This window comes from Rhodococcus sp. LW-XY12 (genome assembly GCF_019317345.1).
GTDB classification, from domain to species: Bacteria; Actinomycetota; Actinomycetes; order Mycobacteriales; family Mycobacteriaceae; genus Rhodococcus; species Rhodococcus pyridinivorans.
In genome coordinates this window covers 3,536,865-3,558,099 of sequence record NZ_CP079225.1, presented here as the reverse complement: position 1 = coordinate 3,558,099, position 21,235 = coordinate 3,536,865, and the positions used below count along the sequence as shown (strand labels likewise).

Annotated in this window: 25 protein-coding genes; 8 read left to right on the top strand and 17 right to left on the bottom strand. The window is 68.7% G+C overall.

Annotated elements, in window-relative coordinates; all coding sequences use genetic code 11:
• Positions 1 to 57 precede the first annotated feature (57 nt).
• Together KXC42_RS16610 and KXC42_RS16605 are read right to left on the bottom strand one after the other, a co-directional pair.
• Positions 58 to 618 carry a hypothetical protein gene (locus tag KXC42_RS16610; protein ID WP_006550159.1) on the bottom strand — a complete coding sequence of 187 codons (561 nt, stop codon included), beginning with the start codon at positions 616 to 618 and terminating at the stop codon, positions 58 to 60.
• 37 nt (positions 619 to 655) lie between these two features.
• Positions 656 to 2,026 carry an FAD-binding oxidoreductase gene (locus KXC42_RS16605; RefSeq protein WP_219129294.1) on the bottom strand — a complete coding sequence of 457 codons (1,371 nt, stop codon included), beginning with the start codon at positions 2,024 to 2,026 and terminating at the stop codon, positions 656 to 658.
• A 100-nt stretch (positions 2,027 to 2,126) separates the two neighbouring features.
• Here KXC42_RS16605 and KXC42_RS16600 point away from each other — a divergent pair, with 100 nt between their 5' ends.
• On the top strand, positions 2,127 to 2,384 hold the full coding sequence (locus tag KXC42_RS16600) for a Rho termination factor N-terminal domain-containing protein (protein ID WP_006550162.1): 258 nt from the start codon (positions 2,127 to 2,129) through the stop codon (positions 2,382 to 2,384).
• Positions 2,385 to 2,412: 28 nt separating this feature from the next.
• On the opposite strand, the gene KXC42_RS16595 is transcribed toward KXC42_RS16600, so the two are convergent.
• Positions 2,413 to 3,933, bottom strand: a complete 1,521-nt coding sequence (locus KXC42_RS16595) for an aldehyde dehydrogenase family protein (RefSeq protein ID WP_219129293.1) — start codon at positions 3,931 to 3,933, stop codon at positions 2,413 to 2,415.
• Positions 3,934 to 3,969: 36 nt separating this feature from the next.
• Between KXC42_RS16595 and KXC42_RS16590 the strand changes: the two genes are divergently transcribed.
• From KXC42_RS16590 to KXC42_RS16580, 3 genes are all read left to right on the top strand, one after another.
• Positions 3,970 to 4,434, top strand: coding sequence for an Lrp/AsnC family transcriptional regulator (locus KXC42_RS16590; protein WP_016934244.1), 465 nt, complete (start codon positions 3,970 to 3,972; stop codon positions 4,432 to 4,434).
• Between the two features lie 67 nt (positions 4,435 to 4,501).
• A complete protein-coding gene (lat, locus tag KXC42_RS16585; protein WP_219129292.1) occupies positions 4,502 to 5,836 on the top strand; it encodes an L-lysine 6-transaminase in 1,335 nt (444 codons plus the stop codon).
• 48 nt (positions 5,837 to 5,884) lie between these two features.
• Positions 5,885 to 6,715, top strand: a complete 831-nt coding sequence (locus KXC42_RS16580) for a tyrosine-protein phosphatase (protein WP_219129291.1) — start codon at positions 5,885 to 5,887, stop codon at positions 6,713 to 6,715.
• Between the two features lie 3 nt (positions 6,716 to 6,718).
• On the opposite strand, the gene KXC42_RS16575 is transcribed toward KXC42_RS16580, so the two are convergent.
• The 11 genes from KXC42_RS16575 to KXC42_RS16525 form a co-directional block, all read right to left on the bottom strand.
• Positions 6,719 to 7,657 carry a hypothetical protein gene (locus KXC42_RS16575; protein WP_006550167.1) on the bottom strand — a complete coding sequence of 313 codons (939 nt, stop codon included), beginning with the start codon at positions 7,655 to 7,657 and terminating at the stop codon, positions 6,719 to 6,721.
• Positions 7,644 to 8,786, bottom strand: coding sequence for a hypothetical protein (locus KXC42_RS16570; RefSeq protein WP_006550169.1), 1,143 nt, complete (start codon positions 8,784 to 8,786; stop codon positions 7,644 to 7,646). The genes KXC42_RS16575 and KXC42_RS16570 overlap by 14 nt, the downstream gene beginning before the upstream one ends.
• Positions 8,783 to 9,064, bottom strand: a complete 282-nt coding sequence (locus KXC42_RS16565) for a hypothetical protein (protein ID WP_006550170.1) — start codon at positions 9,062 to 9,064, stop codon at positions 8,783 to 8,785. Before KXC42_RS16565 ends, KXC42_RS16570 begins: the two co-directional genes overlap by 4 nt.
• Positions 9,061 to 9,378, bottom strand: coding sequence for an SAV_915 family protein (locus tag KXC42_RS16560; protein WP_006550171.1), 318 nt, complete (start codon positions 9,376 to 9,378; stop codon positions 9,061 to 9,063). Before KXC42_RS16560 ends, KXC42_RS16565 begins: the two co-directional genes overlap by 4 nt.
• A gap of 97 nt (positions 9,379 to 9,475) precedes the next feature.
• Positions 9,476 to 9,838 (bottom strand): VanZ family protein, encoded by a 363-nt coding sequence (locus KXC42_RS16555; protein WP_064853122.1) that lies wholly within the window; start codon positions 9,836 to 9,838, stop codon positions 9,476 to 9,478.
• 3 nt (positions 9,839 to 9,841) lie between these two features.
• A complete protein-coding gene (locus KXC42_RS16550) occupies positions 9,842 to 10,276 on the bottom strand; it encodes a DUF1707 domain-containing protein (RefSeq protein ID WP_039584911.1) in 435 nt (144 codons plus the stop codon).
• Positions 10,277 to 10,395: 119 nt separating this feature from the next.
• Positions 10,396 to 10,773, bottom strand: a complete 378-nt coding sequence (locus tag KXC42_RS16545; RefSeq protein ID WP_006550174.1) for a DUF1707 domain-containing protein — start codon at positions 10,771 to 10,773, stop codon at positions 10,396 to 10,398.
• Between the two features lie 128 nt (positions 10,774 to 10,901).
• Entirely contained in the window at positions 10,902 to 12,692 is a 1,791-nt protein-coding gene (locus KXC42_RS16540) for an acetyl/propionyl/methylcrotonyl-CoA carboxylase subunit alpha (RefSeq protein WP_219129290.1), read from the bottom strand.
• A gap of 120 nt (positions 12,693 to 12,812) precedes the next feature.
• On the bottom strand, positions 12,813 to 14,273 hold the full coding sequence (locus KXC42_RS16535; protein WP_064853124.1) for a condensation domain-containing protein: 1,461 nt from the start codon (positions 14,271 to 14,273) through the stop codon (positions 12,813 to 12,815).
• A gap of 7 nt (positions 14,274 to 14,280) precedes the next feature.
• Entirely contained in the window at positions 14,281 to 14,694 is a 414-nt protein-coding gene (locus tag KXC42_RS16530; RefSeq protein WP_006550177.1) for a SufE family protein, read from the bottom strand.
• Entirely contained in the window at positions 14,691 to 15,584 is an 894-nt protein-coding gene (locus tag KXC42_RS16525) for a sulfurtransferase (RefSeq protein WP_024101525.1), read from the bottom strand. The genes KXC42_RS16530 and KXC42_RS16525 overlap by 4 nt, the downstream gene beginning before the upstream one ends.
• Before the next feature lie 62 nt (positions 15,585 to 15,646).
• Here KXC42_RS16525 and KXC42_RS16520 point away from each other — a divergent pair, with 62 nt between their 5' ends.
• On the top strand, positions 15,647 to 16,063 hold the full coding sequence (locus KXC42_RS16520; protein ID WP_019288521.1) for a group III truncated hemoglobin: 417 nt from the start codon (positions 15,647 to 15,649) through the stop codon (positions 16,061 to 16,063).
• Positions 16,064 to 16,076: 13 nt separating this feature from the next.
• On the opposite strand, the gene KXC42_RS16515 is transcribed toward KXC42_RS16520, so the two are convergent.
• The 3 genes from KXC42_RS16515 to KXC42_RS16505 form a co-directional block, all read right to left on the bottom strand.
• Positions 16,077 to 16,739 carry a nucleoside triphosphate pyrophosphatase gene (locus tag KXC42_RS16515; protein ID WP_006550180.1) on the bottom strand — a complete coding sequence of 221 codons (663 nt, stop codon included), beginning with the start codon at positions 16,737 to 16,739 and terminating at the stop codon, positions 16,077 to 16,079.
• Between the two features lies 1 nt (position 16,740).
• The gene (locus KXC42_RS16510) at positions 16,741 to 17,067 is read right to left on the bottom strand and encodes an acyl-CoA carboxylase subunit epsilon (RefSeq protein ID WP_219129289.1); all 327 of its coding nucleotides are present in this window, start codon (positions 17,065 to 17,067) and stop codon (positions 16,741 to 16,743) included.
• Between the two features lie 156 nt (positions 17,068 to 17,223).
• On the bottom strand, positions 17,224 to 18,864 hold the full coding sequence (locus KXC42_RS16505; RefSeq protein ID WP_019288520.1) for an acyl-CoA carboxylase subunit beta: 1,641 nt from the start codon (positions 18,862 to 18,864) through the stop codon (positions 17,224 to 17,226).
• Positions 18,865 to 18,980: 116 nt separating this feature from the next.
• Here KXC42_RS16505 and KXC42_RS16500 point away from each other — a divergent pair, with 116 nt between their 5' ends.
• From KXC42_RS16500 to KXC42_RS16490, 3 genes are all read left to right on the top strand, one after another.
• Positions 18,981 to 19,826 carry a biotin--[acetyl-CoA-carboxylase] ligase gene (locus KXC42_RS16500; RefSeq protein ID WP_019288519.1) on the top strand — a complete coding sequence of 282 codons (846 nt, stop codon included), beginning with the start codon at positions 18,981 to 18,983 and terminating at the stop codon, positions 19,824 to 19,826.
• A gap of 55 nt (positions 19,827 to 19,881) precedes the next feature.
• Positions 19,882 to 20,451, top strand: a complete 570-nt coding sequence (locus tag KXC42_RS16495; protein ID WP_039584821.1) for a PH domain-containing protein — start codon at positions 19,882 to 19,884, stop codon at positions 20,449 to 20,451.
• 96 nt (positions 20,452 to 20,547) lie between these two features.
• The gene (locus KXC42_RS16490; RefSeq protein ID WP_024101522.1) at positions 20,548 to 21,231 is read left to right on the top strand and encodes a response regulator transcription factor; all 684 of its coding nucleotides are present in this window, start codon (positions 20,548 to 20,550) and stop codon (positions 21,229 to 21,231) included.
• The last annotated feature ends 4 nt before the right edge of the window (positions 21,232 to 21,235 follow it).

Sequence of the window (21,235 nt, the reverse complement as noted above, 5' to 3'; positions counted from 1 at the left end):
GACCGACACACTCAGTCGCCGCACGTGAACCCACTCAGTCGCCGCACGTGAACCCGCTCAGTCGTCGTACGCGAACCGGGCGATCTGCCGGCAGTGATCGTCGGCCCAGGAGTTGCGGCCGCCGCGCATCAGTTCCGTCACGAGCGCCCGCGCCGGGGCCCGCCACGGCAGCGCCTCGAACTGCTCCCGCGCGGCGGGTTCGTCGCTCCACACCACGGACACCACGGAGCCCTCGTCGATGAAGGAGAGGCCGGGGGAGTCCGCCGCGAGCTGCTCGCGGGTCGAACCCGACGCCTTCTCCAGCTCGGCCCCCGACACACGGACGTAGCCGGCGAGGCTCCGCTGCCCGTCGGAGAGGTCGAGGAACATCCCTGCGACCGCCATGTTGCCGGCGTGCACCGACACCAGCGGCTTCCGCGGGTCGTCCGGCTCGCCGGCGGGAAGACACACGACGGACCAGTACTCGCATTCGCTCATGCGGGCGTTGGGCACGATCGACGACACGACGTCGCGGAGCCAGGCCGTGACGGAGCCGAACTCGGGATACTGTTCGAGCTCGCGGTACTTGGTCTCGCGCAGCGGCAGGGCGGTCGTTGACGGGGGCACACGGGTGTTCACGCGACGATTATGACCGCAGCCGATGTGGTGTGGGTCATCAGATCACCACGCCGGGATTCAGGATCGCGTTCGGGTCGAGCGCGGCTTTGATCCGCTCGGTCAACGCCATCACGTCCGGTCCCACCTGATCGGGTAGCCAGGCCTTCTTGAGCCGGCCGACACCGTGTTCACCGGTGATGGTGCCGCCGAGTTCGATCGCGAGATCCATGATCTTCCCGAAGACCGTCTGCGCCCGCGCCGTCATGTCCTCGTCGGCGGGGTCGTAGACGATCAGCGGGTGGGTGTTGCCGTCCCCGGCGTGGGCGATCACGGCGACGGTGACGTCGTGTCGGGTTGCGAGATCGGCGATTCTGCTCACCAGTTCCGGCAGTGCGGGGATCGGCACCCCGACGTCCTCGAGCAACAGGCTGCCGGTGCGCTCGACGGCCGGGATCGCCATGCGGCGGGCGACGGTGAACGCCTCACCCTCCTCGGGGTCGTCGGTCGCGAAGACGTCGTCGGCGCCGGCCTCGCGGCAGGCCCGCACCATGATCTCGATCTCCTCCGCGGACGCGTTGCCGGGTGCGTCGGAGCGTGCGATGAGCATGGCCTCGGCGGTGCGGTCGAGTCCCATGCGCAGCATGTCCTCCACCGCCCCGATCGACGCCCTGTCCATGAATTCGAGCATCGCCGGTCGCAGGACCGCGGTGATCGCGACGACCGCGTCGGCGGCGGCCTGCACGGTGGCGAAGGTCGCGACCATCGTGGACGCCGGTGGCGGCGGTGGGACGAGGCGCAAGGTCACCTCGGTGATGACCCCGAGAGTGCCCTCGCTGCCGACGAACAGCTTCGTCAGCGACAGGCCCGCGACGTCCTTGACCCGCGGACCACCGAGCCGCACCGCGGTACCGTCGGCGAGGACCACCTCGAGTCCGAGCACGTAGTCGGTCGTCACCCCGTACTTCACGCAGCACAGCCCACCGGCATTGGTGGCCGCGTTGCCGCCGATCGTGCAGATCTCGAACGACGACGGATCCGGTGGATACCAGAGTCCGTGTTCGGCCGCGGCCTGCTTCACCTCGACGTTGAGCAGACCGGGCTGGACGACGGCGGTGCGGGTCGCGGTGTCGACGGTGATCGCCCGCATCTTCTCGGTGCTGAGCACGATCCCGTCGGCGAGCCCGCCGGACCCGCCGGACAGACTCGTGCCGGCACCGCGGGGCACTACCGGCACCCGGTGGGCGTTCGCCCACCGCAGTGTCGCCTGCACGTCCGCGGTGGATGTGGCCCGTACGAGCGCGAGGGGAACCGCGGCGTCCGGGTCCTGCGCCCGGTCCTGCCGGTAGCCGGCGAGGATGTCGGGATCGATGATCAGTGCGCCGGCGGGCAGCTGCCCGCGGAGTTCGTCGAGCAGGTTCCCTGGATACACGCCCCAGGTCTACCACAGGATGTGTCACAGGCCACAGATCCTCTGATTGGGTGAAGTGTCGTCGGGTACCCCTTCCGCAGGACACGGAAAGGAGAAGACGATGCCGAATCCGTCGATCAAGAACGAGAAGATGTACGAGGACCTGCGCGAGGACGGTGCCTCCAAGGAGAAGGCGGCCCGGATCTCCAACGCGGCTGCGAACGAGGGTAAGTCGCAGGTCGGGAAGAAGGGTGGCAAGTCCGGCTCCTACGACGACTGGACGGTCGACGACCTGAAGAAGCGTGCGAAGGAACTGGGCATGACCGGTTACTCCGACATGAAGAAGGACGAACTGATCGACGCACTGCGCAACCATTAGCCAGCCGCCCGGACCCCCGAGTTCGGGATCAGCCGAATTCGACACCCTGGGCGAGGGGCAGCTCCGTCGAGTAGTTGACGGTGTTCGTCGCCCGCCGCATGTATGCCTTCCACGCATCCGATCCGGATTCGCGCCCGCCACCGGTGTGCTTCTCCCCGCCGAAGGCGCCGCCGATCTCGGCCCCCGAGGTGCCGATATTGACATTCGCGATGCCGCAGTCGGATCGGGCGAGGAACAATTCGGCCTCGCGCTGGTCGAGCGTGAATATCGCCGACGACAGGCCCTGTGGTACACCGTTGTGCAAGGCGATCGCCTCGTCGAGGTCGTCGTAGTCGAGGACGTACAGGATCGGGGCGAAGGTCTCCTCGCGCACCACCTCGGTCTGCGCCGGCATCCGGACCAGTGCGGGGGAGACGTACACGCCACCACCGGTGACCTCCACCCGTTCGCCGCCGACGACGAGCGTGCCCCCGTCGGTCTGCGCGCGGTCGAGCGCCGCGGTCATCGCCTCGTAGGACCGTTCGGAGATGAGCGGACCCACGAGGACACCCTCGTCCAGCGGATTCCCCACCCGCAGACGCGAGTACGCCTTCGCGATGCGCTCGACGAACTCGTCGGCGATCGATCGGTGCACGATCAGCCGGCGCAGGCTGGTGCAGCGCTGGCCCGCCGTGCCGGCTGCGGCGAACACGACGCCCCGGACGGCGAGGTCCTGATCGGCGGACGGAGCGACGATCGCCGCGTTGTTGCCGCCGAGTTCGAGCAGGCAGCGACCGAACCTCGCCGCGACCCGCGGCCCGACGATCCGCCCCATCCGGGTGGAGCCGGTCGCACTCACCAGGGCGATACGGGGATCGTCGACGAGCGCCTCACCCACCCTGTGGTCGCCGAGGAGCAGGTGATGGAGACCGCCGGGGGCGCCGACGTCGGCGGCGGCGCGGCGCAGCAGCGCGTCGCAGGCGAGCGCGGTGAGCGGGGTGGTCTCCGACGGCTTCCACACCACCGAATCGCCGCACACCAGCGCGATCGCGGTGTTCCACGACCACACGGCCACGGGGAAGTTGAACGCGGAGATCACGCCCACCACGCCGAGCGGATGCCAGATCTCCATGAGCCGGTGCCCGGGGCGCTCGGACGGCATCGTCCGCCCGTAGAGCTGCCGCGACAGACCGACGGCGAACTCGCAGACGTCGATCATCTCCTGCACCTCGCCCGCGGCCTCCGACGGGATCTTCCCGGCCTCGAGGGTGACGAGTTCGGCGAGATGCGACTTGTGTTCGACGAGAAGTTCCCCGAGCCGTCGCACCACGCGGCCGCGCACCGGAGCGGGGACGTCGCGCCACTGTTCGAAGGCCCGTGCCGCCGCGGTGATCGTCGCATCGACCTCGGTGGCCGAGTGGACGGGTACGTGCCCGAGCACGCTGCCGTCGATCGGGCTGGTCACCGCGAGTGTCACGCCGGCGGGCAGGGCGCTGTCGGGCACGGCGTCGGCGCCGCACTGCCTCAGCGCGGTCGCCGCGCGGTCGGCGAGATCGGTGGTCGCATTCATCGGTGAGCTCCTTTGCTGCTCGGATACCCTGCGCTGGTGCCCGAATCCTCGAGAAACGACTCGTCGAAGGAGTCGCTGGACGACATCGATCGGATGTTGCTGCGCGAACTGGTCGCCGACGGTCGCGCGACACTCGCGGCGCTCGCCGAGAAGGCAGGGCTGTCCGTCTCGGCCGTGCAGTCGCGGGTGCGCCGGCTCGAAGCGCGCAGCGTGATCCGCGGATACAGTGCGCGCGTCGATCCCGAAGCGCTCGGGCTGATGCTGTCGGCGTTCGTGGCGATCACCCCTCTCGATCCGTCGCAACCCGACGACGCGCCGGCCCGCCTCCGGCACATCTCCGCGATCGAATCGTGTCATTCGGTGGCAGGCGACGAAAGCTACATCCTCCTCGTGCGTGTCGAGTCTCCTCGCGCTCTCGAGCGGTTGCTGCAGGAGATCCGGGCGACCGCCGATGTCGCCACCCGCAGCACCGTCGTTCTGCAAACATTTTACGAACGATAGGCCTCTGCGCCGTAAATGTTGCTGTGATACCGGGTTTGTCCCGTTGGGTCTCGCGTACGGTGGGGTCATGAGCGCTGCATTCCGAAACCCGGACGGTGCCGAGAACCTCGCCCCCGACCGGGTACACAGCATCCTCGGCCGGCACATGCTCGCCGACGGTTTCGACCTCGTCCTCGATCTCGACCGCTCCCGCGGAGTCCGCCTCGTCGACGCCCGGGACGGAACGACCTATCTCGACATGTTCGGGTTCTTCGCGTCGTCCACGCTCGGGATGAACCATCCCGCGCTGACCGATCCGGAGGCAGCGCACGAACTCGGCGCCGTCGCGGCGAACAAGCCCAGCAACTCCGACATCTACACCGTGCCCATGGCACGCTTCGTCGAGACCTTCGTGCGCGTCCTCGGCGACCCGGCGCTCCCGCACCTGTTCTTCGTCGACGGCGGCGGGCTCGCCGTGGAGAACGCGCTCAAGGTGGCGTTCGACTGGAAGAGCCGCCTCAACGAGTCCCGCGGTCTGTCCGCCCACCCGGGCGGTTCGGTGCTGCACCTGACCGGGGCCTTCCACGGCCGCACCGGGTACACCCTGTCGCTGACCAACACCGATCCGGTCAAGACCGATCGGTTCCCCAAGTTCGACTGGCCGCGGATCGACGCGCCCTATCTTGTCGAGGGCCGTGATGTCGCCGCGACCGAGGAGAAGGCCCTCGAGCAGGCCCGACGAGCCTTCGCCGAACGCGCCCACGACATCGCATGCTTCATCGCCGAACCGATCCAGGGGGAAGGCGGCGACCACCACTTCCGTCCCGAGTTCTTCCGGGCGATCGCGCAGCTGTGCCGGGAGAACGACGCCCTGCTGATCTTCGACGAGGTGCAGACCGGCGCCGGCACGACCGGCACCGCATGGGCCTACCAGCAGCTCGGCGTCACCCCCGACATCGTCGCCTTCGGCAAGAAGACTCAGGTGTGCGGGATCATGGCCGGCGAACGTATCGACGAGGTGCCCGACAACGTGTTCGCCGTGAGTTCGCGGATCAACTCGACGTGGGGCGGCAATCTCACCGACATGGTGCGGGCCCGTCGCATCCTCGAGGTCGTCGAGCACGACCGGCTGATTGACCGCGCCCGGTTGAGCGGAGCGCACCTGCTGTCGGGGTTGCAGCAGATCGCCGCGCGACGACCGGTCGTCACCGAGCCGCGGGGACGCGGACTGATGTGCGCGGTCGATCTCCCGACTCCGGAGATCCGCGACGAGGTGCTGAGACGGCTGTACCGCGACGAGCACGTCCTCGTGATCGGGACGGGCACGCGTGGCATCCGCTTCCGGCCACCGCTCGTCGTCACCACCCACGAGCTCGACGAGACCGTCGCCGCACTCGACAGGGTGACCTCGCAGTACGAATGACGGGGCGGGTCCCCCTGTTCGCGGCCGGACGACGGTAGCTTGTCGGATATGGCCGATGCACTGGACGAGACCGTAACCGGCGGCGAATCCTTCGCGATTCCGTCGCTGGTCAACCTGAGGGACATCGGCGGTTGCCGGAGTTCGTTCGGCGGCGTGGTCCGCACCGGGGTGGTCTTCCGCTCCACGGACCTCAGCCGCCTGACCGACACCGACGTCGAGACCCTCGAGGCCCTGAGCATCGCGACGGTTTTCGACCTGCGCACGCTCGAGGAACAGCAGCGCCGTCCCGATCGTGTCCCCGACGGTGCCCGGCACCTCGGGCTCGACGTCCTCGCCGACCGGCAGAGCGGATCGATCGCGGCCGCGCTGCCGGAACTCGTATCCAACCCGGAGCTGGTGGCGCAGACACTCGGGGACGGTCGTGCTGTCGAGTACCTGCGGCAGAGCTACCGCGAGTTCGTCACGTTGCCGAGTGCCGTGGCGTCGTACCGGACCCTGGCGAGCACCGTCGCCCACGGAGACGTTCCAGGGCTCGTGCACTGCAGTGCCGGCAAGGACCGCACCGGCTGGGCGGCGGCCTCGCTGCTCCTGTTCGCCGGCGCCGACCAGGAAGCCGTCTTCGCCGACTACCTGCGCACGAACGACGAACTGCTCCCGTATTTCGACGACTTCTTCGCCCGGTTCGCATCGCTCGGCGGCGATCCGGAACTGATCACACCCCTGCTCGGTGTGCGTCGCGAGTACCTCGAGGTGGCGATCGAGGAGGCGCTGTCGCGCTACGGAACCATCGAGCAGTACTTCGCTGCCGGACTCGGTCTCGACGACGACACCCTGCAGTCCCTGCGGATCCGGCTCGTCGATTCGAACGTGACCGCCTGACCGTCACCTCGGCGCCGGCGTGCTCAGGGTCGGCACGGGGACCGGACCGTAGCGTCGCCACCGCGGTCCGGGTGCGTAGGAGCGCAGCTCGTCGACTCGGCGTGCGACAGCGTCGGGATCGGCGAGTTCGGCACGGGCGTCGGGGTCGCGGAGATAGTGGTCGAGCACGGCGTCGAGGAGTTCGGGAGCGATCTCGAACCGGCGCCGGTCGATGCGGGCAGTGTGCCCGGGGCGGCGCCGGGATGAGGGACGTAGGTCGCCGTCCTTGCGGTCGTCGATGATCCGCCACGGCAGTGGAACCCGCGAACTCGTGGTGGCGCCACGCGCCGGTAGGGCCGGCACGACGACATAGAGGGGATCGGCCAGTACTCCGGACGCCGTTGCCTCCCAGGGGATCCAGGTGTCCGTGGCGTGATCGCTGAAGCGGATTCCCTCGGCGGAGAGTGTGATGTAACCGGGGCGTAGTTTGTGTCGGACGATGAGGAAGCAGTAGCCGACCTGCCACGCGCAGGCGAGGACGGCCAGGACGACGTTGATGTCCAGCCGCTGTTCGTCGGGCTCGCCCGTCAGCCAGATGAGCCCGAGGAGCATGAGCGTGAACGCTCCGATCTGGACGAAAGCGATCCGGAACACCCAGGACGACTGCCGCAGAACCAGCGCCGGTGCCGTGGATCCGGTGTCCGCCGTGATGTGGTCCGCCTTCGTGCGAGGGCTGTACATGAGGAAGCCGAGCACCGGATACATGAGGATCGTGGCGCTCAGCGCCAGGATCACAGGCCAGCCCCTGGGCAGTTCGAGGGGAGCCCCCTGTGCTGCCTGCTCGATCAACACTGCCGGGACGAGCAGCAGGAAGACGAGACCGACGATTCCGGTCCCGAGAACGACGAAAGGGGCACGCGAGTCGCCGTAGGTGCGGAGACCGTGGTCGTCAGAAGATGGCATCGAATGCTCCTCGTCCCAGCCTGGCCAATCCTCCGATGGAGGCACCGGCGAGTTCTTTGGTTGCGCTTGCAGCACTTCCGACTTCGGCCAGGCCAGCGCTGAAGGATCCACCGATCGATTTCGTGCTCGACTCGTAGAGATTGTCGACCGCGCCGGAGGTGAAGATTCCGGTGACCGTCCCTGCTGCTGCGCCGACCACCGCTCCGAACGCCGTGCCGGCGCCCGGAACGATCGACCCGACCATCGCACCTGCCGCGGAACCGGCGGCTATCGATGCTCCGAGACCGAGGCCGTTGGATACCACGGCCTGTTCGAGGGACTCACCACCCGCGAAATAGTCGAGCCCGACACCGGCGACGAGACCTATGGTCCCCGCGGCCCGGCCGGCGGTCCGGGACATCGATGCCATGTCGTCGAGGCGTCCGGTGGTCGCCACCAGATCGTCGAGTGGTTCCCGCGCAGAACCGAACAGACGTCGTAACTCGTCGTAGGGTGTGTCCGGCGAAAGCGAGAGAAATCGCTCCATCTCACGGATCGCCTCGGTCTGGAGGTGCTGCTGCATGGTGAGGAGGTCCGCGATCCTGCCTTGCAGGTTCTTGTCGACGTAGTCGAGCGCGGTGCTCACGAGGAAGGACGCGGACCACGGGTGTCCGGTCCAGGTGTTCGTGGCGGTTGCGACTGCGACGGACCAGCGAGCGTGCACCGCCTCGGCGGCGTCACTCGCTTCTTGATATGCCGAGGTCCTCCGGAAAGCGGCTTCGTCGTCACCCGGGGGAGGATTACCGATCGTGTTGCATACGACCGGCAATCCCGCGGCCAAGGCACGAGCGCGGATGTCGGCCATGTCGGACAGGGCGCGCGACAGTTCGCCCGCCAGGCCCGCGAAGACATCGGCGGTCTTCGATGTCCGCGCGTGGAAATCGTCGATGGCGTGGACGTGCTCGCTCGACCTGCCGAGATAGGTCTCGGAAGCGTCGCCCTCCCAAGCGTCGTCGGCGATGCGGCGCGCCCGGGCCGCGGCGTCGGCGACGTTCCCGATCGTGGTGCCCAGCGTCGTGCGGATCCAGTCCTCGACCCGTCGGATATCGGTGGGGTTGCCGGCGATGAAGGTGTCGATCGGCACGGTCACTCCGACCAGGTCCGGACGAGCGCGGCGGCGGCCTCGTCGTCGGCTTCCCGGTACGTCTGCGCTGTGGTCGTCAGCAGGCCACCCGTTCCGCCGAGCACCTCGACCATGCCGGCGAGGTCGGTGACGATCTGCGCCAGCATGCCGGTGAGCGGACCGGTCGCGAGACCCGCGTCCACACTCGTGGGGCAGGTGTCGACGAGATCCGCGGTGTCGGTGGCCGCACCCGTGTAGATGCCTGCGGCCCGATCGAGTTCGTCGGGATCGACGTACAGGCTCATCTCGCGTCTCCGGAGGCCGGGTGCCGACGTTCCGCTTCGGGTATCGGGACGTCGAGCAGCAGCGAATCCCACGGCTGTGCCTCCCGCAGTCGCGGGAGCATGTGCGTGGGCAGCACCAGCCACGGTTGCCCGGCGCCGCAACAGGAGTGGAGACGGTCGAGCGCCGTGTAGGCGAGCAGCGCGATGCGGCCGTCGCTGAGATACCGATAGTCGACGGTGGCATCGGCCGGATCCGGGACCGCGTCCGCGCACGGTAGATAGAGATACGGCGGGAGCACCGTCGGTAGTGCGTCCGCGACCTGTTCCTGCGACATTCGTTCCCCCGTGAACAGCCTGTCCGATCCCCCGTCGGACTGTCGGCGCAGAGGAGGCTACCAGCATCAGGGTTTGTGACGAATCACGGGTTGATGCTTACGGTTTCGACCGCGTGCGAGAACGTGAGCCGACGACCGCCGCGACGGCGAGACCGATCGCGACACCGGCAAGGTCGGCGCACCAGTCCCAGAACGACCCGGAGCGCCGGACCGCGACGGTGGCCTGGAGGATCTCCGTCAGCACGCCGTAGAGACCCAGCCACACCACGGTGACGACGGGGGAGATCCGTGCGTAGCGGGAACACAGCGCGAGGGCCACGAACATCAACGCGTGCGTGACCTTGTCGGCATGGGGAGGACCGCTCGGCACGGTACCGCCGGGAGAGAGCAGCATCGCGGTGATGACGACGCCCGCGAGGATCAGGGGCAGAGCGCGGTGCCGGAGGAGCGTGGACGGCACGGTTCAGGCGTTCTTCTTCTCACCACGGTGGGTGTCGGCGTCGTCGGTGCTGTGCCCGTCCCGATCGCGACCGGCGAACAGGACGATGCCCACGGCGGGGATCAGCAGGAAGAACAACCACGTGTCGAAGGTGAAGAACAGCACGAGCGCGACCAGCGGCGTCAGGCCCATCACGACCTCGCGCCACCGCTCGGGATCCCTCTTCGGGATGATCACCGGAAGATCGTCCCGGGTCGTGGCCGAGCTATCGGTGAGGTGGGCGGGCAGGTCGGTGAACAGCACGTCGAGATCACCGCGCGTCCCGGCCGCCGACGCCATCGCGCTGCGTTCGTCGAACTCCGACAGCGTCAGCCGGCCGAGCGCGAAGTGCTCGCCGAGCAGGTCGAGAGCCTCACTGCGTTCTGCGTTGCCGATCCGGACGTCGGGGTGTTCGGGCATGCCGGCCACACTAACCTGTGCCGTCGGACCGGCAACAGCCACGGGCACCTCTCGAAGAGCTGTGATATCCGCTACAGGATCTCTGCAACAGCAGAAGGACGCGGCCGGGTACCGCGAGGTCAGGACGGCCCGCGGCCCTCGCCGAGGAGCCGGTAGGCCCGGCGACCCGCGACGAACAGCACACCGAAGGCGATGAGCAGCGCGATCGGGTGCCGGAAGACGACGATCACGAGCAGCGCGACCAGGATGAACGGAACCAACGTGAGCAGCTGTTCCGCCAGATCGCGTGGCCCGGTGGTGGCCATCGCGGCCGGCGCCGAGGGCAGGTCGGCGAACAAGGGGATCAGGTCGCCACGCACCGTGGCCTGCGTGGCGAGTGCGACCCGCTCGTCGAATTCCGCCAGGCTGAGACGGCCCGCGGCGAAGTGCTCGCCGAGCAGCGCTACGGCTTCTTCACGCTCGGCGGTGCCGATGCGGATGTCGGGGCGGTCGGCCATGACTCCAGGCTAGTGGTTTTTCGCGCGCATGAGCCGGTCACGGGGGCCCGATACGGCGAGGTCCCCCGCATCGTGAGCGATGCGGGGGACCGTCGGCCGTACTGCTCGAGCGTTGCTCGGGCGGGGTCCTACTTGATCTCGGTGAGCACGGTGCCCTGGGTGACCGCGGCACCCGGCTCGACCGCGAGGCCGGTGACGACGCCCGCCTTGTGGGCGTTGACCGGGTTCTCCATCTTCATGGCCTCGAGCACGGCGATGAGCTCGCCCTCGGCGACCTCCTGGCCCTCGGCAACCGCGACCTTGACGACGGTGCCCTGCATGGGTGCGGTCACCGCGTCGCCCGACGCCTTGCCGGCGCCGCCGCCACCGCGCTTGCGGGGCTTCGGCTTCTTGCGGATCACGCCGGCGCCGCCGCCGTTACCGCCGAGCGAGAACTGCCCGGGCAGCGACACCTCGACGCGGCGTCCGCCGACCTCGACGACGACGTTCTGCCGCGGCAGGGCCTCGTCCTCGTCCTCGATCGGGGCACCACCGGTGTACGGCTCGATGGTGTTGTCCCACTCGTTCTCGATCCACTTGGTGTAGACGTCGAACTTCTCGCCGTCGCCCACGAACGCCGGGTTCTCGACGATGTGGCGGTGGAACGGGATGACCGTGGCCAGGCCCTCGACCTCGAACTCGGCCAGCGCGCGGGCAGCACGCTGCAGCGCCTGCTCGCGGGTCTCACCGGTGACGATCAGCTTGGCGAGCATCGAGTCGAACTGGCCGCCGATGACGTCGCCGGCGACGACACCCGAGTCGACACGCACGCCGGGGCCCGTGGGCTCCTTGTAGACGGTGATCGGGCCGGGAGCGGGGAGGAAGCCGCGACCGGCGTCCTCCCCGTTGATGCGGAACTCGAAGGAGTGGCCGCGCGGGGTCGGGTCCTCGGTGAGCTCGAGCTTCTCGCCGTTGGCGATGCGGAACTGCTGACGCACGAGGTCGATGCCGGCGGTCTCCTCGGTGACCGGGTGCTCGACCTGCAGGCGGGTGTTGACCTCGAGGAAGGAAACGGTGTCGCCCTGCACGAGGTACTCGACCGTGCCGGCGCCGTAGTAACCGGCCTCGCGGCAGATGGCCTTGGCGGAGTCGTGGATGCGCTTGCGCTGCTCGTCGGTCAGGAACGGCGCGGGGGCCTCCTCGACGAGCTTCTGGAAGCGGCGCTGCAGCGAGCAGTCGCGAGTGCCGGCGACGATGACGTTGCCGTGCTGGTCGGCGATGACCTGGGCCTCGACGTGGCGGGCCTTGTCGAGGTACTGCTCGACGAAGCACTCGCCGCGACCGAAGGCGGCGACGGCCTCACGGGTGGCCGACTCGAACAGTTCGGGGATCTCCTCGATGGTCTGCGCGACCTTCATGCCGCGTCCACCACCGCCGAAGGCGGCTTTGATCGCGACCGGCACGCCGTACTTCTTCGCGAACTCGACGACCTCGTCGGCGTTCTTGACCGGGTCCTTGGTGCCGGCCGCCATCGGAGCCTTGGCGCGCTCGGCGATGTGGCGGGCGGTGACCTTGTCGCCGAGGTCGCGGATGGACTGCGGCGAGGGGCCGATCCAGATGAGGCCGGCGTCGATCACGGCCTGGGCGAAGTCGGCGTTCTCGGAGAGGAAGCCGTAGCCGGGGTGGATGGCGTCGGCGCCGGACTTGGCCGCGGCGTCGAGGATCTTGTCGAACACCAGGTAGGACTCCGCCGAGGTGTTGCCGCCCAGTGCGAACGCCTCGTCGGCGAGCTTCACGAACTGTGCGTCTGCGTCCGGTTCGGCGTAGACGGCGACACTGCCGTAGCCTGCGTCCTTGGCGGCTCGGATGACCCGCACAGCGATTTCGCCGCGATTCGCGACGAGCACCTTCGTGATCTGCGCGCTGGCATGACTGGGCACGGAGCCTCCTGTTGATCGATCGTTAGGTTATTTCCGTCGACGGGCAGTCTAAGCGCCATTCGGATCGACGATGTAACCGGATGCCCGTATACATTACGGCGGCCGTTCGAGCGCACAATGCTACTCACCGGTAGGTGGGACTGCCGCCGTTTCCGGCCGTGCGATCCACGGTCCACCCACCGCGACCTCGTGCATCAGTTCGCGGGTGCGCGTCAGAAGGCTCGGGACGTTCTTGTCCGCGACCGTATTGTCTGGAAATCGCGCCGACATGTTCACACCCTCGGGCGTGCGGTTGATCCAGACGTAGACGTCGTGGGTGAAGCTGCGGCTGCGCAGCGCCTGAGCGTTCCATTCGGGCCACTGGGCGGCCATCGGTACGAACCGCACGTCCATGTACGAGACGACGAAACGTGGACGGATGGGCACGCCGAGGAGTTCGCCCACCCGCGCGAACGGCACTCGTGCGCTCGCGCGGGTGCGGTGCAGTTCGTCGCCGGCCCGCATCGCCAGGGTATCGAAATCCGTTGTGTCCGTGAGTTTCAGATCGATCGGACGCAGGCCGACGAACCATCCGAGCGAACCCGCCCAGATCGGCCCGGCGCGGGTGTGCGCGGGCGCGACGGTCCGGAACCGATCCGCACCGGTGAGTTCGGCCGTCGCCCGGCCGAAGCACGCCAGCACGCCGGCGAAGAATCCCGTCCCGGCGCGTCGGCAGCATGCGGAGAAGGCGCTCGCCTCGTCGTCGTCGAACCAGCGTTCCGACAGTCGTTGCTGGGGTGTGGCGTGCGCGGGTCGAGCCCCGATCGGGAGGGGGAAGGCGGGCGGTTCGCCGCCGCATTCGGTGAGGGTCCGCCGCCAGATCTGCACGGCCTCGTCGTCGTCGTCGAGATGCGCGGACTCGTCGCGTTCGGCGGCGCCGAAGTCGATGTAGCTGCCCACCGGGAACAGGTCGGCGGCGCGACCGGTGCGCTCCTCCTCGTAGAGCGCCGAGATCTCGTGCGCCACGAGCACCACCGAGTACCCGTCGATGATGGAGTGGTCGGCGCCGAAGAAGACTGTGAACCGCTCGTCGGTGTCCTTCGCGCTTTCTGCGCTGTCGGGATCCCCGTCCGGTGTCCGCTCGAGCGTCGCGAAGACGTAGGACGGCCACAAGTGCGGGGTCGTGTAGTCGTCGAACAGACCGAGCAGGTGCTCGTGGATGGTGTCGGGATCGGCGGGATCGTGCCGGATGGGTCGCACCGACACCCGGCCGGGGGGAGCGGTGCGCCGCACCAGACCGCCGCCGCTCTGCTCCTCGTCGAGGTGCGCGTGGCTGCGCAGCGGTTCGTGCCGATCGATCCAGCGCTGCAGGGCCCGCCGGAACCGCTCGGTGTCGAGGGGCCCGGGGACCTCGAAGGCCGTGCCGAGCCAGGAGTCGCGGCCCCCGCCGTACCGGACCCCCGAGGTGCGCCTGAGATGCGCCTCGTGGATGTACGAGGCGGGACGAGGGTCCTCGCGCCAGTCGTCCTCAGCCGCACACGGCAGCCATTCGGTGAGAACGCCCGGGGGGATCCGGTAGTCGGCGAGCTCGGTGAACTCCATGACCGCGTCAGGTTCGGAGATGCCGCTTGATGCGCGTGAGCATCGCGCTCATCCCTCGCAGCCGCAGCGGGCTGACCGCCTCGGCGAGACCGAGCGAGGCATAGAAGTCGTCGGGCACGTCGAGGATCTCCTGTGCGCTGAGACCGTCGAGTCCCTGCTGCAGGATCGATGCGAATCCGCGGGTGGTCGGGGCTTCGGCGGGTGCGCTGAAGTGGAGCTTCACCTGCGACCGGTCGGATGCGTCGACGGACAGGAACAGCGGCGACTGGCACTCGGGCACCGGCTCCATCGCCGCTTCCTCGAGTTCGGCGGGAAGCGGCGGGAGCTCGCGGCTGAATTCGAGAAGCAACTGCAGCTTGTCCTGACCTTCGACGGCAGCGAAGTCGTCGACGATCTCGGCGAGGGGGGCGGGAATGCTCATGCGGCCGGCGCTTCTCCGGGCTCGTCGCCCTTGGCGATGGGCACGCGGACGGCGTTGCCCCACTCGGTCCACGAACCGTCGTAGTTGCGCACGTTCGAGTATCCGAGCAGGTAGGTGAGGACGAACCAGGTGTGGCTCGAGCGCTCGCCGATCCGGCAGTAGGCGATCACGTCGGCGTCCTGGTCGATGTCGCCGTAGATCTCCTCGAGTTCGGGCCGCGCACGGAACCGGCCGTCGGGCGCCGCTGCCTTCGCCCACGGGATCGACACCGCGGTGGGGATGTGGCCACCGCGCAGGGCGCCTTCCTCCGGGTAGTCGGGCATGTGGGTGCGCTCGCCGGTGTACTCCTGCGGCGACCGCACGTCGACCAGCGGGCCCTTGCCCAGGTGCGCGAGGACATCGTCCTTGAATGCGCGGATCCGGGCGTCGTTGCGCTCGACGACCGGGTAACCGCTCGTCGTGGCGGCGGGGATGTCGAGGGTGGTGTCGCGGTTCTCGGAGATCCACGCGTCGCGCCCACCGTCGAGCAGGCGGACGTCCTCGTGGCCGAAGAGGGTGAAGACCCACAGTGCGTAGGCGGCCCACCAGTTGGACTTGTCGCCGTAGATGATCACGGTGTCGGTGCGGCGGATGCCCTTGCGATCCATGAGCGCGGCGAACTGCTCGCCGTCGATGTAGTCGCGGGTGACGGGGTCGTTGAGATCGAGATGCCAGTCGATCTTCACCGCACCGGGGATGTGCCCCACGTCGTAGAGCAGGACGTCCTCGTCGGACTCTACGACCTTCACTTCGGGATGACCGAGATGAGCGGACAACCACTCCGTCGACACGAGACGGTTGGGATCGGCGTATACCGCGAACGAAGGGTTGCTATCGGGTGCGACGGGCACATGGGCTCCTGAGGCTGTGGTGGCAGGTGCGCCGTCGATTCTAGGCGGTACCGTGACGGGACGTGACCCGCAGTGACACCCACGGCGACCGGCCGGCCCCGGTCGAGCTCGCATCGCGGGAGCACATCGACCTGCTGGTCCGGCGGTTCTACGAACGGGCCCTCGACGATCCCGTGCTCGCGCCGGCCTTCGACGTCCTCGCCGTGATCGGACTCGACGACCATCTGGTGGTGGTCGGCGACTTCTGGGAGCAGATCCTCTTCCGCACCACCCGCTATCGCGGAGCGTTCGTGCCGGTGCACCGGGCGCTGCACGGACACCACGGACTGACCCCCGCCCGGTTCGAGCGGTGGTTGCAGTTGTGGTGCGGGACCGTGGACGAGATGTTCCACGGCGTGGATGCCGAACGTGCGAAGACCAAGGCCGAGGCGATGGTGGGCTCGTTGCAGAAGACCTTGTACGGCGGCACGGCCCGATAGTGCCGGGTACGGCTCAGTTCTCGAGCGCCTCGACGGGGATCGCGGCGTTCTCGGCCCACAACCGGGCGACGGAGATGCCGACCTCGGCGAGGAGACGCCGCACCAGCGGGAGCCCGATGCCGATCACCGACGACGGATCGCCTTCGATGCCCTCGACGAACCAGCCCCCGTGACCGTCGAGCGTGAAGGCCCCGGCCACCTCGAGCGGCTCACCGCTGTCGAGATAGGCCTCGAGTTCCTCGTCCGTGGGGATGCCGAAGTGCACCACGGTGCCGCTGTGGTCGGCGGCCTCCGCGACGACCTCGTCGTCGCGGAGACGGAGCACGGCATGACCGGTGAGCAGCTCGCCGCTGCGGCCGGCCATCGCCCGCCAGCGCTCGCGGGCCGCCTCGACGGTGCCGGGCTTGCCCTGCAGAGCGCCGTCGATCAGCAGCATCGAGTCGCAGCCGATGACGACGGCGTCGCGCAGCTTCTGCTCGCGCAGGACGGGCAGGATGTCGGTGGCCTTGGCGCGGGCAAGCTCGGTGACCACCTGCGCCGGCGGCGTGCCGGGGCCGAGGGACGCGATGAGCGCGTCCTCGTCGACCTCCGACACCTGCACCAACGGCTTCACGCCCGCCGCGTGGAGAACCGCGAGGCGGGCGGGTGAAGCCGAGGCCAGAACGAGCCGGGGCATGTCAGCCGCGGTTCGGGTACGAATACGGCGAGAACGGCGCCCACTGCCGGTGCGTCCGCGTCGGATCGCCCCAGGTCTCGGGCGGCCGGGTGTCGACCACCTCGTCGCCCGCCGACGCAGCGGCAGCGGCGAGCACGGCGACGAGAGCCGCGATCTCCTCGTCGGCGGGGTTGCCCTTGACGATGCGGATGGCAGCCGCGGTTTCGGCGACCGCGGTGCTCTCCTGGGTGGCTTCGGTCGCGTCGTCGGCGGCCGTGGCCTCGACCGCGGGCGGCTGCTCTTCGACCTCGAACTCGGTGATGATCTTGTCCTCTGCCGTCGCTGTCACAGGGCACCCCCCGGGTACGCGTCCACACAGGCATCGGATGCCCACCGGGTCGCTGTCATGTCGATCCCTCTCTCGGGTTCATCGCACGTCGTCGGCGACGTGCTACGCCGTACGGTCGCGGCAGGACCGAGCTGCGCCCGGTCCTGCCGCCGAGCGTCACAGCGGAATGTTTCCATGCTTCTTCGGCGGGAGCGAAACCATCTTCCGCTCGAGCAGGCGCAGCGCGGAGACGATCTGTCCGCGCGTGTGCGACGGCGGGATCACCGCATCGACGTAACCGCGCTCGGCGGCGACGTACGGGTTCACCAGGGTGTCTTCGTACTCGTTCTGCAGCTCGAGGCGCAGCGCGTCGACGTCCTGACCGTTCTTGGCGGCCTCGAGCAGGCGCTTGCGGTAGACGAAGCCGACGGCGCCGGAGGCACCCATGACGGCGATCTGCGCGGTGGGCCATGCGAGGTTGACGTCGGCACCCATGTGCTTGGAACCCATGACGTCGTACGCGCCGCCGTAGGCCTTGCGGGTGATGACCGTGATCTTGCCGACGGTCGCCTCGCCGTAGGCGTAGAGCAGCTTGGCGCCGCGGCGGATGATGCCGTTGTACTCCTGCTCGGTGCCGGGCAGGAAGCCGGGAACGTCGACGAGCGTGATGATCGGCACGTTGAACGCGTCGCAGGTGCGGACGAAGCGCGCGGCCTTCTCGGACGCGTCGATGTCGAGGCAGCCGGCGAACTGCGTGGGCTGGTTGGCGACGATGCCGACGCTGCGGCCGTCGACGCGCCCGAAGCCGACGATGATGTTCTTCGCGCGCTCGGCCTGGACCTCGAGGAACTCGTCGTCGTCGAGCAGGCGACGAATGACCTCGTGCATGTCGTACGGCTGGTTCGGTGAATCCGGGATGAGCGTGTCGAGCTCGATGTCCTCGGCGGTGAGGGAGTCCTCGATCGCACCCTCGATCGGGTCGCTCGGCGCGAGGCGCGGTGCAGCGGCCTGGTTGTTGCTCGGCAGGTAGGACAGCAGGTCCTTGACGTAGTCCAGGGCGTCCTGCTCGCCGTCGGCGACGTAGTGCGCGACACCCGACTTGACCATGTGGGTGTGGGCGCCGCCGAGGTCCTCCATCGTGACGTCCTCGCCGGTGACGGTCTTGATGACGTCTGGGCCGGTGACGAACATCTGGCTGGTCTGGTCGACCATCACGACGAAGTCGGTGAGTGCGGGGGAGTAGACGTGACCACCGGCCGCGGGGCCCATGATCAGCGAGATCTGCGGGATGACACCGGAGGCCTGCACGTTGCGGTGGAAGATCTCACCGTAGAGACCGAGGGAGACGACACCTTCCTGGATGCGCGCGCCGGCGCCTTCGTTGATGCCGATCAGCGGACGGCCGGTCTTGAGGGCCAGGTCCATGACTTTGACGATCTTCTCGCCGTAGACCTCGCCGAGGCTGCCGCCGAAGACGGTGGCGTCCTGCGAGAAAACGCAGACGTCGCGGCCGTCGATCGTGCCGTAGCCGGTGACGACGCCGTCGCCGAGCGGACGGTTGTCGGCCAGGCCGAAGTTGGTGCTGCGGTGGCGAGCGAGGGCGTCGAGTTCGACGAACGATCCTTCGTCGAGGAGCGCCTGGATGCGCTCGCGAGCGGTCAGCTTGCCCTTGGCGTGAACCTTCTCGACTGCGGCCTCACCGACCGGGACCTTGGCCTGTGCTTGACGGTTGCGCAGGTCGGCCAGCTTGCCGGCGGTGGTGTGGATATCGGGCGTACTCGCCGCCTCGGGCGCGGACGGCTCCTGGACAGTGGTCATGGCCAGTCAGCTTAGCGATCGTCATACAAGGCCGCTGCATCGAGGTCCCGAAGGCCGGACCACCGCTCCGGACCTACCGGCGGGTAGGTGGCGAAGGCCCACTTTAGGCTGTGTACATGGCATCCGACCGGCCCACGACCGATCTCCTCGCCCTCCGCACACCGCTCGACGAGGCGGCGTTGCGCGATGCCCTCGTCGGCGTCGAGCGCGAAGGTTTCTACACACGTCTCGACGTCGTCGCCGACACGGCCTCGACGAACGCGGATCTGCTCGCCGTCGCCGCGACCGGCGACGACCGTCGCGTGCTGCTCGCCGAGTTCCAGCACGGCGGCCGCGGTCGCCACTCCCGCACCTGGAACGGTGTGCCCGGCGCGCAGGTCATCGTGTCGGTCCTGCTGCGGCTGCCCGAGTGCCCGCTGCAGAACCTCGGTTGGCTCCCGCTGTTGTGCGGCATCGCCGCCGTCGACGCTGTGCGATCCGTGACCGGCGTTGCGGCACAACTGAAGTGGCCCAACGACGTCCTCGTCGACGGACGCAAGCTCGCCGGGATCCTCGTGGAGGTCGCGGCCACCTCGCCGGTGCCCACGGTCGTCGCTGGCATCGGCATCAACGCCACCCTCGGACGCGACGAACTGCCCGTCCCCACCGCCACCTCGCTGCTGCTCGAGGACGCCACCGAACTCGATCGCACGCCGCTCGCGCAGGCGCTGCTCGCCGGCTTCGGCGAGCGGATCCGGGCGTGGGCCCGGGCGGGATGGGACACCACCGAACTCGCCGCGGCCTACCGCGAACGATGCGGCACGGTCGGGCAGCGCGTCCGTGCGATCCTGCCCGGCGACACCGAACTGCACGGCGTCGCGACCGACGTCGACGACCAGGGACGGATCGTGATCCGCCCCGACGGCGGGGAAGAGTCCGTGGCGGTCGCTGCGGGCGACATCACACATCTGCGACCGGTCTGAGCACCCTGCGACTGCTCGCATCGGTACAAGACCGACATATGCCATCGTGGGCGGTATGGGATACCCGGAGGACGCCCTCGCACCCGAGGAAGAGTTGCTGCTGCACCGGCATCCGCACTGGAAGTCTCTCGTACTGCCGACGGCCACCTTCCTCGTGTCGACGATGGTCGCCGGTTTCCTGGTGGGACTCGTCCAGGCGCGGCTCGACGGTGCCGCCGCGACCTGGTGTGGCCTCGCCGTGGCCGCGGCGTGGATCGGCCTCGTCGGCTGGCGGTGCGTCCCTCCCTTCGTCGGGTGGCTCACCACGCACTTCATCGTCACCGACCGGCGCGTCCTCGTCCGCACCGGTGTGCTCACCCACACGGGTATCGACATCCCGATGGGCCGGATCAGCAACGTCCAGTTCCGGCACGGCCTCGTCGACCGGATGCTCCGGACCGGCACGCTCGTCGTGGTGTCCGCCGCCGACGATCCCATCGAGTTCGACGACATCCCTGACGTCCAGCAGGTGCACGCCCTGCTCTACCGGCAGGCCTTCGACGCGCAGAACCAGCGCCCCGGTGACCGTCACACCACCCGCTACCGGCGCGACGAGCACGGGCATGAGCACCGCAAGGGGTGGTGACCGCGAGTCGCAGGTGCGCCGACACGAGTCGCAGGTGCGCCGACACGACCCGCCGGTAATCCCGACGAAGCGACCCGCGATCCGTACGCTGGCGTGGTGACTGCCGTTCTACTCGCCGAAGACGACGACGCAATCGCTGCACCGCTGTCCCGCGCGCTGGGACGCGAAGGGTACGACGTGACCGTCGAGGACAACGGTCCGGCCGCGCTCGAACAGGCACTGTCGGGCAGGTTCGAACTGCTCATCCTCGACCTCGGTCTACCTGGGATGGACGGACTCGAAGTGTGTCGCCAGATCCGGGCGAGCCGCTCCGATCTGGCCGTGCTCATGCTCACCGCCCGCACCGACGAGGTCGACTTCGTCGTCGGTCTCGATGCCGGCGCCGACGACTACGTCGGCAAACCGTTCCGTCTCGCTGAGCTCATGGCGCGTGTGCGCGCGCTGTTGCGCCGGCGCGGCGGCCCGGAGAACGACGACATCGTGGACGTCGCCGGGATCCGGCTCGAACGTGCCGCGCGCCGTGTCCTCGTGGACGGCTCCGAGGTGACGCTCGCCAACAAGGAGTACGAGCTCCTGCGTGTGCTGCTCGAGCACGCGGGGCAGGTCGTCTCCCGCGACGCGATCCTCGAGGAGGTGTGGGGCGACGCCGACCTGCGCGGTTCGAAGACGCTCGACATGCACATGTCGTGGTTGCGCCGCAAGATCGGCGACGAGGGGCCGGCCGGGGAACGTCGCATCGCCACGGTGCGCGGTGTCGGTTTCCGGCTGAACACCGACTAGCGTC

Bases quoted from the DNA above. Each gene is read 5' to 3' on its own strand.
- KXC42_RS16595 (WP_219129293.1), bottom strand. From the start codon at position 3,933: ATGAATGCGACCACCGATCTCGCCGACCGCGCGGCGACCGCGCTGAGG.
- KXC42_RS16495 (WP_039584821.1), top strand. From the start codon at position 19,882: ATGGGATACCCGGAGGACGCCCTCGCACCCGAGGAAGAGTTGCTGCTG.
- KXC42_RS16530 (WP_006550177.1), bottom strand. From the start codon at position 14,694: ATGAGCATTCCCGCCCCCCTCGCCGAGATCGTCGACGACTTCGCTGCC.
- KXC42_RS16565 (WP_006550170.1), bottom strand. From the start codon at position 9,064: ATGAGCCTGTACGTCGATCCCGACGAACTCGATCGGGCCGCAGGCATC.
- KXC42_RS16580 (WP_219129291.1), top strand. From the start codon at position 5,885: ATGGCCGATGCACTGGACGAGACCGTAACCGGCGGCGAATCCTTCGCG.
- KXC42_RS16560 (WP_006550171.1), bottom strand. From the start codon at position 9,378: ATGTCGCAGGAACAGGTCGCGGACGCACTACCGACGGTGCTCCCGCCG.
- KXC42_RS16550 (WP_039584911.1), bottom strand. From the start codon at position 10,276: ATGCCCGAACACCCCGACGTCCGGATCGGCAACGCAGAACGCAGTGAG.
- KXC42_RS16535 (WP_064853124.1), bottom strand. From the start codon at position 14,273: ATGGAGTTCACCGAGCTCGCCGACTACCGGATCCCCCCGGGCGTTCTC.
- KXC42_RS16500 (WP_019288519.1), top strand. From the start codon at position 18,981: ATGGCATCCGACCGGCCCACGACCGATCTCCTCGCCCTCCGCACACCG.
- KXC42_RS16545 (WP_006550174.1), bottom strand. From the start codon at position 10,773: ATGGCCGACCGCCCCGACATCCGCATCGGCACCGCCGAGCGTGAAGAA.
- KXC42_RS16600 (WP_006550162.1), top strand. From the start codon at position 2,127: ATGCCGAATCCGTCGATCAAGAACGAGAAGATGTACGAGGACCTGCGC.
- KXC42_RS16575 (WP_006550167.1), bottom strand. From the start codon at position 7,657: ATGCCATCTTCTGACGACCACGGTCTCCGCACCTACGGCGACTCGCGT.
- KXC42_RS16505 (WP_019288520.1), bottom strand. From the start codon at position 18,864: ATGACCACTGTCCAGGAGCCGTCCGCGCCCGAGGCGGCGAGTACGCCC.
- KXC42_RS16515 (WP_006550180.1), bottom strand. From the start codon at position 16,739: ATGCCCCGGCTCGTTCTGGCCTCGGCTTCACCCGCCCGCCTCGCGGTT.
- lat (WP_219129292.1), top strand. From the start codon at position 4,502: ATGAGCGCTGCATTCCGAAACCCGGACGGTGCCGAGAACCTCGCCCCC.